The organism is Chromatium okenii, assembly GCF_002958735.1.
Lineage (GTDB): Bacteria > Pseudomonadota > Gammaproteobacteria > Chromatiales > Chromatiaceae > Chromatium > Chromatium okenii_A.
The window spans coordinates 1-12500 of sequence record NZ_PPGH01000010.1 but is presented as its reverse complement, the minus strand read 5'-3'; the positions used below and the strand labels follow the sequence as shown (position 1 = coordinate 12500).

Genomic DNA, 12500 nt, shown 5'->3' with positions numbered 1-12500 from the left:
GTAATAGCTCACTGGTCGAGTCGGCCTGCGCGGAAGATGTAACGGGGCTCAAGCCATGTACCGAAGCTGCGGATGCGTGTTTACACGCATGGTAGGGGAGCGTTCTGTAAGCCGTTGAAGGTGCATTGTAAAGTGTGCTGGAGGTATCAGAAGTGCGAATGCTGACATAAGTAACGACAAGGGGGGTGAGAGTCCCCCCGCCGAAAGCCCAAGGTTTCCTGCGCAACGTTCATCGGCGCAGGGTGAGTCGGCCCCTAAGGTGAGGCTGAAAAGCGTAATCGATGGGAAACAGGTTAATATTCCTGTACCAGGTCAGACTGCGATGGGGTGACGGAGAAGGCTAGATCAGCCGGGCGTTGGTTGTCCCGGTCCAAGCAGGTAGGCAGAATCCTTAGGCAAATCCGGGGATTCAATGCCGAGATGTGATGACGAGTGTCTACGGACATGAAGTGATTGATGCCACGCTTCCAAGAAAAGCCTCTAAGCATCAGGTCTGATGTGACCGTACCCCAAACCGACACAGGTGGGCTGGGTGAGAATCCCAAGGCGCTTGAGAGAACTCGGGTGAAGGAACTAGGCAAAATGGTACCGTAACTTCGGGAGAAGGTACGCCCTGAGTAAGTGAAGTCCTTCGCGGATGGAGCTGAACAGGGTTGCAATAAAATGGCCGCTGCGACTGTTTATTAAAAACACAGCACTCTGCCAACGCGTAAGCGGACGTATAGGGTGTGACGCCTGCCCGGTGCCGGAAGGTTAATTGATGGGGTTAGCCGCGAGGTGAAGCTCTTGATCGAAGCCCCGGTAAACGGCGGCCGTAACTATAACGGTCCTAAGGTAGCGAAATTCCTTGTCGGGTAAGTTCCGACCTGCACGAATGGCGTAACGATGGCGGCACTGTCTCCACCCGAGACTCAGTGAAATTGAATTCTCGGTTAAGATGCCGAGTTCCCGCGGCTAGACGGAAAGACCCCGTGAACCTTTACTATAGCTTTGCACTGGACGTTGAACCGACTTGTGTAGGATAGGTGGGAGGCTGTGAAGCGTGGACGCCAGTTCGCGTGGAGCCATCCTTGAAATACCACCCTGGTTTGTTTGACGTTCTAACCTCGCTCCATGATCTGGAGTAGGGACCGTGCATGGTGGGTAGTTTGACTGGGGCGGTCTCCTCCCAAAGCGTAACGGAGGAGCACGAAGGTACCCTCAGCGCGGTCGGAAATCGCGCATTGAGTGCAAAGGCATAAGGGTGCTTGACTGCGAGACAGACACGTCGAGCAGGTACGAAAGTAGGTCTTAGTGATCCGGTGGTTCTGTATGGAAGGGCCATCGCTCAACGGATAAAAGGTACTCCGGGGATAACAGGCTGATACCGCCCAAGAGTTCATATCGACGGCGGTGTTTGGCACCTCGATGTCGGCTCATCACATCCTGGGGCTGAAGTCGGTCCCAAGGGTATGGCTGTTCGCCATTTAAAGTGGTACGCGAGCTGGGTTTAGAACGTCGTGAGACAGTTCGGTCCCTATCTGCCGTGGGCGTTGGAGACTTGAGGGAAGCTGCTCCTAGTACGAGAGGACCGGAGTGGACGTACCCCTGGTGTTCCGGTTGTTTCGCCAGAAGCATTGCCGGGTAGCTATGTACGGACGGGATAACCGCTGAAAGCATCTAAGCGGGAAGCCCCTCCCAAGATGAGGTCTCCCTGGGCACTTGATGCCCCTGAAGGTTCGTTGAAGACTACAACGTTGATAGGTCGGGTGTGGAAGTCCAGTAATGGATGCAGCTAACCGATACTAATTGACCGTGCGGCTTGACCATATAACACCCAAGTGCGTTGTTTCTTGTCTGTTTAATTAAACGATTACGCCAAATTTCGATAGCTTTAATTGTGCTATCAACCGCTTTCCCTGGCGGCCATAGATCACTGGAACCACCTGATCCCATCCCGAACTCAGTCGTGAAACGGTGACTCGCCGATGCTAGTGTGGGGTCTCCCCATGTGAATGTAGGTTACTGCCAGGGTTTTAATCTGAAACCCCCGCTTCTTTATTGAGGCGGGGGTTTTCTTTTGTGGTGGTTGGAGATTATTATTCAGAAAAATTTCTAGGTCAGCTTTAGCCTCAGATTTGAGGTCGAAATTTCATTAAACAGATTCAAGAGGATATACTTTTATGCGGTACATCAAAACACGTCATCAATACAAACGTTACTTATGACTGCTTACCTAAGGAACCGCTGATCTATTTAATGTTCTCCACGTTGCCTTTTTAAAAGCATATTTTTATAGAGGGGATATTAAATAAATAGTTTTTGCTTTAGTGATTCAAAATAGTCAACCTCTTTATTAGGTAAAATTAAGGTACTCTTATGCTGTGAACTCTATATTAGGCTTTTAACAGCGCCTTTTTTGCTATTAAGAGATTAGCCAGAGCAAACAAAGTTTGTAGTTGCGCAGTGTTTTTCGCAAGCCCTTTATAACGTACCTTACGGTGCATAAATAGATTTTTAATAATGTGAAATGGATGTTCAACACGCGCGCGTATTTGCGCCTTAATTTTTTCAATCTGTTGCGTGAGATTTTTCAACAAACCATCATCCATTTTTTCAACTTTAGAACGTTTTTCAGCGATATTCCAACTGACCACTTTTTCATTAAATTTGTTTTTAACTTTTTCGCGTTTATCTGCACCAGTGTAGCCAGCATCACCAAAAACTTTTTGTTCTTGACCATGTAAAATGTTTTCAACTTGAGTGACATCATGCTCATTTGCCGCCGTGCCAACCACGGTATGCACTAACCCAGAATTAACGTCAACACCAATGTGTGCTTTCATTCCGAAATACCATTGATTTCCCTTGCGAGTAGAATGCATTTCTGGATCGCGTTCTTTTGCTTCGTTTTTTGTTGAAGAAGGGGCATTGATAATGGTCGCATCAACGATTGTCCCTTGATTTAACAACAATCCTTTCTCGCGTAAATGCGCATTGATTGTAGAAAAAATCACTGTAGTCAGTGCATGACGTTCGAGTAAATGGCGAAATTTCAACAGTGTTGTTGCATCTGGTACCGCTTCAACACTCAAATCAATACCTATGAATTGCAGTAATGATTGACTATCGTAAATTGCATCTTCCAGTGCCTCATCAGCAAGATGATACCATTGCTGTACAAAGTACATCCTTAACATCCGCTCTAATCCTATTGGCGGACGACCACGCTTACCTTGACTATCAGGGTAGTAATAAGGTGTCAATGCTTTAACCAAAGTTGACCATGGAACAATTTTTTCCATATCATTGAGAAAACGTTCACGGCGCGTCGTTTTCTTTTTTGCTAAAAATTCTGATTGTGCAAAAGAAAATTGTTTCATGCTGGTATCATATTTACATTACGACTGATGCCTATTTTATCATTTAGATCGCAACGATGCTGGCTATTTAATCAGTGTTTCCTTAGGTTAGGATAGCAAGCAGAGAATGTGCCAACAACGAGGTTGCTATGCGCGATTTTCATTCTATTTGATATGACCACTACCGACATTTTAATCATTGGCGGCGGCGCAGCCGCATTGTGTGCAGCAATTGCGGCGCGTCATTCTGGCGCGACGGTTTTACTGTGCGAACAAGCTCCACGTTCATTGCGCGGCGGCAATACGCGGCATTCCCGCAATCTGCGCATCATGCACGAGACCATCACTCCGCTCTCGACTGGACGTTATCCCGCATACGAATTCCTCGCCGATCTCGACCGCGCCAGCGCCGGAAACAGTAACGCCGATCTTGCGCGGTTGCTGGTGTACGAATCGGCGGACATCACTGCGTGGCTGGCGGGCGCGGGCGTGCAATTTCAACCGGTTGCAGATGGACGACTGCCGCCATCACGCAAAACGGCATTTTTACTCGGCGGCGGCACGGCGATGATTAACGCGCTGTACGCCACTGCCGAACAGCTCGGCGTTATCATTCGTTATGCCAGTGAAATCAGCGCGTTGCAGCTTGACGGCGAGCGCGTGATTCAGGTGCAAATCAAATCTGGTAGCGCGACGCACACGCTCACACCTCGCGCCGTCATTGCCGCGTGTGGCGGAGCGCAGGCAAATCGGGACTGGTGGCGCACAACTTGGGGCGCAGCGGCAGATGGTTTGATCAATCGCGGCACTCCGTTTGCGACTGGCGCAGTCTTGAATATGCTGTTAGATCAAGGTGTTCAAGCCGTTGGCGATCCAACTCGCGCTTATCTTGTCGCCGTTGATGCGCGATCGCCAGCCGATGACGGCGGCATCGTCACGCGCATTCGTTGTATGCCTGCCGGAATTGTGGTGGACGCAAACGGTCAGCGATTTCACGATGAAGGCGGCGATACTGCCTCCACCCGTTACGCGATTTGGGGGCAGCGGCTGGCGCAGTGTCCCGGTCAGATTGCGTATTTGCTGTTGGATGCGCGGGGAATGCGGAATGCGCCGCCGTCGCTGTATTCGCCCTGCACTGCGCCGGATTTATCCACATTGGCGGAACAATTGAACATTCCCACGCCAGCATTACAGGCAACGGTCGCGGCGTATCACGCGGCAATTTGTCCGCCAATAGACGCGCAGCAGCTGGCGCATTGGCACACCGTTGGATTGGAACCGCCGAAATCGCACCACGCGCTGCCGCTGATTGAACCGCCGTTTGGCGCGTATCCGATGCGACCGGGAATCACCTTTACTTATCATGGCGTGGGCGTTGATGCACAGATGCGCGTGACACTGCGCAACGGCAGCGTGATGAACAACTTATTTGCGGCGGGAATGCTGATGGCTCCGAACATTTTTAGCAGCGGATATGTGTCAGGGCTGGCACTGACCATCAGTTGTGTGAGCGGACGGCTGGCGGGACAGGCGGCTGCGCTTCATGTTCAAGGTTAAATCCCCCCCGCCCCCCCTTTTTCAAAGGGGGGAGAAAGAAAAGCCCCTTTTTACTGACAAAGAGCACGAAAAGCCTCCCTTTGAAAAAGGGGGGTTGGGGGGATTTGAAGCCCGCCGTGTTCTCAACATTTGCAATGTGTGCGGCTATTGCAACGGATTTTGCGATGTGTTCGACGCTGCCCAACGTCGCCCCGCATTGACCGCTGCCGATCTCGCCCATCTCGCGCATCTTTGTCACGGCTGCCGCAATTGTTTGTATTCCTGCCAATACGCACCGCCACACGAATTCGCCATCAATGTGCCCCGCACTCTGACGCAAATGCGCCAGCACAGCGACGCTGCGCACATTTGGCCGCCAGCATTTGCGGGCGCATTTCGCCACAGCGCCATGACGACGCTGCTGCTGACTAGCGGCGCAACGGCATTGCTGCTGGGTTTGATCTGGCTGTTGGAACCGAACCCAAACGTGAGAGGGTTTTATCGTGTGTTGTCATTGCCGCTGATGGTTTGGCTGGCGGTGATTCCGCTCAGTTGGTCGGCGCTGGCGCTGGCGATTGGTTGGCGACGCTATTGGCGATTTACGCGACCCAACGCCGCGTTAGTGACGTGGCGTATTTTATGGCTGGCACTACAAGACGTTGTTTTAATGCGTAATTTGCGCGGTGGCGGGCACGGTTGCAACGATATTGATGAACGCTTTTCGCACCTGCGGCGGCGCTTGCATCAGGGGTTGCTGGCTGGGTTAGGCTTGAGCTTCGCCGCGACGCTGACCGCGATGTTTTATCACCACGCGCTGGGTTGGAATGCGCCTTATTCTATTGCGAGCATTCCAGTTTTATTGGGCACGAGCGGCGGAATTGCCATTGCGTTTGCGACAACCGGCTTGCTGGCGCTGCAATGGCGCGGTGATCTCACACCGACCACGCGCTCGGCGCGCACTGCGAATAGCACGGTATTGCTATTACTGTGGGCAGTGGCGACGAGTGGCTTGGCGTTATTAATTGGGCGCGAGAGTGCAGCAATGGCGCTGCTGCTGGCGCTGCATTTAGGCGTGGTGATCGCATTATTCGCGCTATTGCCGTATAGCAAATTGGTTCATGCCGGTTATCGCATCATTGCTTTGGTAATTGAACGCATTGAACGTTAAGTGTTTTTAAGGGCATTTTTTAACAGAAATAGGAGTGATAATTGTTTATGAGTAACGATCCCTTAGTTCCAAGCAACCCAGATGATTTTGAGAAGCTAATTGCTTTACTTTGCCAACAATCTGGCTACACCGTCACCATGCCGCCAGCGAATACCAAAGGCTATGACATTGAGTTAAAAAATGGCGTCCAGTGTATTGCCGTTCAGGTTAAAAACCATAAAGCAAAATGCAGCATTGCGCAGGTGCAAAAATTTCAAGAGTATTTAGATTTGCCGATTGCGGCGCGATTTTCTTCGGGTTGGTTTATTTGTGCGAATGGATTTAGTCAGTCGGCACTCACTCATGTTGAAACAGAACGACCCAATAATTTGTGTTTAGGCACTTATCACAATGGCACAGTCGTTTGGAATTATCCAAAAAGCCATGAGGCAGAAGCAGCAATTGCTGCTGCAACGATGAGTGCTGCCATTGATGTGCAACGTCCATTAAAATACATCGGCGTATTCACTTGCAAAGGCGGTGTGGGTAAAACCACGGTTGCCGCGCATTTAGCGGGTGCTTTTGCCCTAATGGGGCATGATGTCATTCTCGTCGATCTTGATCCTGATAAGAATTTGCGCAAGCTCTTTTTACAAGATCCCACCGATGAAGATGGTGATGCGTCGTTGTATGTACCGCCGAAAATGAAGGGACAGGAAGGCGCAACAATTACTGTTTTAAATCACGATCAATGGAATGAAGATCACTATAAAGATACCAAAATTGTGATCTGTGATTGTTCACCGGTGTTAACTGAGAATCCACGGAATTTGGTTGAAAAATTCAATTATTGCATTATTCCTACAACATTGAATCCGTTAGGCATTGCAAAACATGCTGATGTGATTACGCGCACCTTTAAGCATATTCGCCAATTGAGTGTTGATGCAGAGATGTTTGCGATCATTAACAGTTATGACGTGAGCAAAGATGCAGAAAAGCGCAATGGTGTTTTACTTGACCATTTGCAGCGGCATATTGATTTATACGCAGCAACAGATTCTAAATGTCAATTGATTCATCCTGATGCAGCAAAAATTCGCTACAGCGTCGCATTACTGTATTGGGGTTATCACATTATTGAAGGCTCAAAACCGCAATTAGCTTTTCGTGAAACTGCCGGGCGCAGTTATCCCCGCACCGATTTTTTACAATTGGCAGAATATCTTGAAAATCACACCGATATTGATAAGTTGCGCGATATAGAACATGTGATTTTTCAGCCGCGAGAATAAATGCTATTCAGGAAAATCTCTGCTTTTTCCAATGAATGCTTCAGTGACTTTTAGTCCGCTAAGTACGAAGTGAAGAAGGCACCTAAAATGCTGACATCCGCTTTGATGTGTATGTCCTCCACGCTTTTGTGAAAAAAACGCAGCGCACCCGCAGCGAAGATATAGAATTGGCAACGCGCCGTTATCGCCACATTGAGGAATAACCCATGACGACCGAATACATCATCGAATCCAGTGGCGACGTGTTCACTGATTTAGGCTTTACGACCGAAGAAGCAAATCTGTTGCGTTTGCGTGCTCAACTCATCACTGAATTGCGCATGAGGATTTCCAGACGCAATTGGACGCACCAGCAAGCAGCAATGCAATTGGGTATAGAACCAGCACAACTGTCGGATTTAATACGCGGTCAAGAGGAACAGTTTAGTATAGATATGTTAATCACGTTAGCAACTCGTGCGGGTTGCAGAGTGGAGTTAGAACTTTTACCTGCTTAATTTTAAGTGGATTAAAAACTCACTACTGGAGAATGACAATGCTTGACCGTATGCGATCTTTTTATTCATTGGCGCGTGGGGCGGGATTGATCGCTCTGCTCGCGCTGGCTATTCCAACTCATGCCGACGGTCTCAACGACACCGGCATTACCACCTGCTCGAATGCCACCGAAAACGGCTTGCCGTGTCCGGTCGCCGATTTTCCCGGGCAAGACGCTGAATTCGGCAGCAACGGTTTTGATTTCACCAAATTGGATGCAGCCGGAAATGATTTGCCAGCAACGGCAACCGATCACACTTGCGTCCGCGATAATGTGACCGGCTTAATCTGGCAAGTGAAACTCAGTGATTCAGAGTTCACCTTCGACGAAACCGCCGGTTATGTGACCAGCGTTAATTCAACTGGCTTGTGCGGATTTAATGATTGGCGAATGCCCAATCCAAAAGAATTATTGGGAATTGCCAATCACAGTATTGCCTATCCCGATCCAACAATTGATACCAATTATTTCCCCAATACGCCGAATTCGTGGTTTTGGTCCGGTTCTCCGCATGCCAACGACGCGAGCAGCGCGTGGAGCGTGCTTTTCTATAGTGGCCACCCCAGCTCCCGCTATCGGAGCAACGACTTCCACGTTCGCCTCGTCCGCAGCGGACAGTCTTTTGATTCTTTTGTCGATAACGAGGATGGCACCGTAACTCAGTCAAATACGGGACTGATGTGGGCAAAATGCAGTGAAGGACAAAGCGGCACGAATTGTACGGGCACAACAAAAAAAATGAATTGGAGCGCCGCGTTAATCGCTGCCAATAATTCTAATCTGGGTGGTTATAACGATTGGCGCTTGCCTAATTTCAAAGAACTGCAAGCCTTGGTGGATTACAGCCGCTATTTACCAGCAATTGATACCGACTATTTTCCGAATACGCCGAGTTCGTTTTTTTGGCCCGGTTCTCCGAATGCCGGCTACTCGAACAGCGCGTGGAGCGTGACTTTCAGCACTGGCGGCGCCGACGGCTACGATCGGAACTACGACTTCTGCGTTCGCCTCGTGCGCGGCGGACAGTCGTTTGATTCATTTGATACCTTTCAATTGACCGTCATCAAATCTGGTGCAGGCGGTTCTATTACTAGTTCTGATAATCAAATCAATTGCGGTGCCAATTGTAGCGGCAATTTTTACAGCGGCGCAAAAATCATGCTCAATGCAGTTGTTGATAGCAATTCCGTATTTACTGGCTGGAGTGGGGGCGGTTGTTCGGGCACTAGCAATTGCACCGTCACCATGAATGCCGCGCAAACTATCACCGCTAATTTTGCGCCCGCCAGTTATTCGCTCTCAATCAATAAAAGCGGCAACGGATTGATTTACAGCGACGACTACAAAATCAATTGCGGCTCGACTTGTTCAGCCGATTTCAATAGCGGCATCATCGTTAATCTCAATACCACGCCCGATGCTGGCTATGTTTTTAGTAATTGGAGCAACGGCTGCACCGGATCGGGCGCGTGTTCAATTCTAATGAACAGCGCAAAAGCGGTATTAGCAACGTTTAATCCTGCGCCGACTTATGCCATCGGGTTAGTTGCCAATCCCAGCGCGGGCGGCAGCGTGACTTGCAGCGTTAATCCAGTAATACAGGGCGGCTCAACGAATTGCACCGCCACACCAAATACCGGTTACACATTTACTGGCTTTGGTGGCGATTGCAGCGGCACGAGTTGCAGCTTGACGAATGTTACTGCGAATAAAACCGTGACGGCGAATTTCACCGCAATCACTTATCCAATTAACGTAACTGCAAATCCGTCACTTGGCGGCAGCGTGAATTGCAGCGTTAATCCAGTGAGTTATGGCAGTTCAGTAATTGCACCGCAACGCCAAAGACTGGTTATAACTTCAGTGGATTTAGCGGCGATTGCAGCGGCACGAGTTGCAGCTTGACGAATGTCACCAGCAATAAAACCGTGACGGCGAATTTCACCGCAATCACTTATCCAATTAACGCCACTGCGAATCCTTCAATTGGCGGCAGCATGAGTTGTAGCGTTAATCCCGTGACTTATGGCGGTTCGAGTAATTGCACGGCAACGGCAAATACGGGTTATAACTTTAGTGGATTTAGTGGTGATTGCTACGGAACGAGTTGCAGCTTGACGAATATCACTGCGACTAAAACCGTGACAGCGAATTTCACCGCAATCACTTATCCAATTAACGCCACTGCAAATCCGTCAATTGGTGGCAGCGTGAATTGCAGCGTTAATCCGGTGGCTTATGGCGGTTCGAGTAATTGCAGCGCCACGCCAAACTCCGGTTATACGTTTACTGGATTTAGCGGCGATTGCAGCGGCACGAGTTGCAGTTTGAATAACGTCACCGGCAATAAAACTGTGATGGCAAATTTCACTGCAATCACTTATCCAATTACCGCTACTGCGAATCCTTCAATTGGCGGCAGCGTGAATTGCAGCGTTAATCCAGTGAGTTATGGCGGCTCCAGTAATTGCACCGCAACGCCAAACTCCGGTTACACGTTTACTGGCTTTGGTGGTGATTGCTACGGAACGAGTTGCAGCTTGACGAATGTCACTGCGACTAAAACCGTGACGGCGAATTTCACCGCAATCACTTATCCAATTAACGCCACTGCCAATCCTTCAATTGGTGGCAATGTGAATTGCAGCGTTAATCCGGTTGTTTATGGCGGTTCGAGTAATTGCGCAGCAACGGCAAATACGGGTTATACGTTTACCGGCTTTGCTGGTGATTGCAGCGGTACGAGTTGCAGCTTGACGAATGTCACTGCGAATAAAACCGTGACAGCGAATTTCACTGCAATCACTTATCCAATTAACGCCACTGCAAATCCGTCAACTGGTGGCAACGTGAGTTGCAGCGTTAATCCAGTGACTTATGGCGGTTCGAGTAATTGCGCAGCAACGGCAAATACGGGTTATACGTTTACTGGCTTTGGTGGTGATTGCAGCGGCACGAGTTGTAGTTTGACGAATGTCACTGCGACTAAAACCGTGACAGCAAATTTCACTGCAATCACTTATCCAATTAACGCCACTGCCAATCCTTCAATTGGCGGCAGCGTGAATTGCAGCGTTAATCCGGTGACTTATGGCGGCTCCAGTAATTGTGCAGCAACAGCAAATACGGGTTATACATTTACTGGCTTTGGTGGTGATTGCAGCGGCACGAGTTGCAGCTTGAATAACGTCACCGGCAATAAAACCGTGACGGCAAATTTCACTGCAATCACTTATCCAATTAACGCCACTGCCAATCCTTCAATTGGCGGTAGCGTGAATTGCAGCGTTAATCCGGTTGTTTATGGCGGTTCGAGTAATTGCGCAGCAACGGCAAATGCGGGTTATACGTTTACTGGATTTAGTGGTGATTGCAGCGGCACGAGTTGCAGCTTGACGAATGTCACTGCGAATAAAACCGTGACGGCGAATTTCAAGTTAACAGAAGGTTATGTGCTTAATGTCATTAAAAAGGCACGGGATCGGGTGTTGTCACTACTACTGATGGTAAAATTAGTTGTGGCATGAATTGCAATGAAAGCTATACAAACGGACAATCAGTCACGCTTAAAGCAGTTTCTGATGTCGGTTCTGTATTTACTGGTTGGAGTGGCGATTGCAGTGGTACTAATACCTGTACTGTTAGTATGAATGCACTGAAAAATATCACGGCAACCTTTACTACAACAGCGGTTGATTTAGTCATTACCAATATGGTCATTACGCCCGCGTCACCAAGCGCAAATGATTTTTTTGACATTAGCGTTACGGTAAAGAACTTTGCGAAAAAAGCATTGGATGCGGGTGATTTGACAATTTGGAAAAGTCAAACCAATCTCGGTACTTGCGGGGCATTAGGTAATGCACGTACTCGCGTTGGCACTTTAGCTGTTGGGGCGAGCCGCACGTTAACAGCGCGATTACGGGTGCCCAACGGGAACTTATACTGCGCGGGCATTTATTGATAGCGGCTGTGTCACAACAGAAACCAGTGAAAAGGATAATCAGTTGGGTAAACTCTATACAGTAAAATAATCACTGCTGTTTTTATGACTGTTAGCCTCCCTTTCTACAAAGGGAGGCTTTTTTATGTATCAATAACGCTTCTGCAACTGAATGGCGTTCGCTATATATGTGTTCGGATGAAAGCGTAAACTGACTTTTATTTCACCGGGAGGAAGTGCTTCGCGTAAGTATCCATCCCTGAAGCTATAAAGCCCTTGACCAAGTAAGTATTGATGACCAGAACCAGCATTCGGTAATTGTGCTTTGGTCAACGGACGCAAATTGGCAGCGACACGCAATAAACATAAACTCTGCCCTGTATTCTCACCATTCGCATAATTGATGGAGGACACACTCCATCCTGCGGTGATTGATCCACGCCACCAATAAACATTGGAGTGACAATTTGAAAAGTCGCAGTGAGTGTATTCGACATTTATGCACCTTAAATCCATTAACTTTTAGCATTATTCCTGGGTAACGCAGGAATTGGTGGCAATAAATCACTGAGACGCAATGGTGGTAATCCCAAACGCTCCGCATAAATCACCCGATATGCCAGCACTCGTTCCACATAACCGCGTGTTTCATTAAAAGGAATCTGCGCAATCCATAAATCAGCATCAATTGGTTGCGGCG

Annotated in this window: 10 protein-coding genes, 2 rRNA genes and 1 pseudogene (1 of these 13 running past the window's edge); 10 read left to right on the top strand and 3 right to left on the bottom strand. The window is 48.8% G+C overall.

Going from position 1 to position 12500, the window contains the following annotated elements; translation table 11 throughout:
• Together CXB77_RS00945 and rrf are read left to right on the top strand one after the other, a co-directional pair.
• Window positions 1-1809: ribosomal RNA gene (locus CXB77_RS00945) — 23S ribosomal RNA — on the top strand; it begins 1081 nt to the left of the window's first position.
• An 88-nt stretch (window positions 1810-1897) separates the two neighbouring features.
• A 5S ribosomal RNA gene (gene rrf / locus CXB77_RS00940) occupies window positions 1898-2013 on the top strand.
• A gap of 362 nt (window positions 2014-2375) precedes the next feature.
• Here rrf and CXB77_RS00935 read toward each other — a convergent pair.
• Entirely contained in the window at window positions 2376-3362 is a 987-nt protein-coding gene (locus CXB77_RS00935) for an IS5 family transposase (protein ID WP_105072451.1), read from the bottom strand.
• A gap of 153 nt (window positions 3363-3515) precedes the next feature.
• Between CXB77_RS00935 and tcuA the strand changes: the two genes are divergently transcribed.
• The 8 genes and pseudogenes from tcuA to CXB77_RS00895 all read left to right on the top strand — a co-directional run bounded on the left by tcuA (window position 3516) and on the right by CXB77_RS00895 (window position 11821).
• On the top strand, window positions 3516-4898 hold the full coding sequence (tcuA, locus tag CXB77_RS00930; RefSeq protein WP_105072450.1) for an FAD-dependent tricarballylate dehydrogenase TcuA: 1383 nt from the start codon (window positions 3516-3518) through the stop codon (window positions 4896-4898).
• Window positions 4885-6045, top strand: a complete 1161-nt coding sequence (tcuB, locus tag CXB77_RS00925; protein ID WP_105072449.1) for a tricarballylate utilization 4Fe-4S protein TcuB — start codon at window positions 4885-4887, stop codon at window positions 6043-6045. The genes tcuA and tcuB overlap by 14 nt, the downstream gene beginning before the upstream one ends.
• A gap of 47 nt (window positions 6046-6092) precedes the next feature.
• Window positions 6093-7319 (top strand): AAA family ATPase, encoded by a 1227-nt coding sequence (locus CXB77_RS00920; protein ID WP_105072448.1) that lies wholly within the window; start codon window positions 6093-6095, stop codon window positions 7317-7319.
• A gap of 107 nt (window positions 7320-7426) precedes the next feature.
• On the top strand, window positions 7427-7522 hold the full coding sequence (locus CXB77_RS00915; RefSeq protein WP_347338015.1) for a type II toxin-antitoxin system RelE/ParE family toxin: 96 nt from the start codon (window positions 7427-7429) through the stop codon (window positions 7520-7522).
• A 3-nt stretch (window positions 7523-7525) separates the two neighbouring features.
• Window positions 7526-7816 (top strand): helix-turn-helix domain-containing protein, encoded by a 291-nt coding sequence (locus tag CXB77_RS00910; RefSeq protein ID WP_105072446.1) that lies wholly within the window; start codon window positions 7526-7528, stop codon window positions 7814-7816.
• Between the two features lie 32 nt (window positions 7817-7848).
• Window positions 7849-9585: pseudogene (locus CXB77_RS00905) on the top strand (DUF1566 domain-containing protein); the annotation flags it as partial.
• Between the two features lie 173 nt (window positions 9586-9758).
• Entirely contained in the window at window positions 9759-11384 is a 1626-nt protein-coding gene (locus tag CXB77_RS00900) for an InlB B-repeat-containing protein (protein WP_105072444.1), read from the top strand.
• Window positions 11381-11821: an InlB B-repeat-containing protein gene (locus tag CXB77_RS00895; RefSeq protein ID WP_105072443.1), complete on the top strand. Its 441-nt coding sequence runs from the start codon at window positions 11381-11383 to the stop codon at window positions 11819-11821. Before CXB77_RS00900 ends, CXB77_RS00895 begins: the two co-directional genes overlap by 4 nt.
• A 129-nt stretch (window positions 11822-11950) precedes the next feature.
• Here CXB77_RS00895 and CXB77_RS18980 read toward each other — a convergent pair whose 3' ends face one another.
• Window positions 11951-12214: a hypothetical protein gene (locus CXB77_RS18980; protein ID WP_146108629.1), complete on the bottom strand. Its 264-nt coding sequence runs from the start codon at window positions 12212-12214 to the stop codon at window positions 11951-11953.
• Window positions 12215-12315: 101 nt separating this feature from the next.
• Window positions 12316-12500: lytic transglycosylase domain-containing protein (locus CXB77_RS00890; protein WP_146108628.1), on the bottom strand; the 185-nt coding region annotated here is incomplete at its 5' end.

Excerpts from the sequence above, each read along its gene's own strand:
- CXB77_RS00935 (WP_105072451.1), bottom strand. The coding sequence starts at position 3,362 with ATGAAACAATTTTCTTTTGCACAATCAGAATTTTTAGCAAAAAAGAAA.
- tcuA (WP_105072450.1), top strand. The coding sequence starts at position 3,516 with ATGACCACTACCGACATTTTAATCATTGGCGGCGGCGCAGCCGCATTG.
- tcuB (WP_105072449.1), top strand. The coding sequence starts at position 4,885 with ATGTTCAAGGTTAAATCCCCCCCGCCCCCCCTTTTTCAAAGGGGGGAG.
- CXB77_RS00920 (WP_105072448.1), top strand. The coding sequence starts at position 6,093 with ATGAGTAACGATCCCTTAGTTCCAAGCAACCCAGATGATTTTGAGAAG.
- CXB77_RS00910 (WP_105072446.1), top strand. The coding sequence starts at position 7,526 with ATGACGACCGAATACATCATCGAATCCAGTGGCGACGTGTTCACTGAT.
- CXB77_RS00895 (WP_105072443.1), top strand. The coding sequence starts at position 11,381 with ATGAATTGCAATGAAAGCTATACAAACGGACAATCAGTCACGCTTAAA.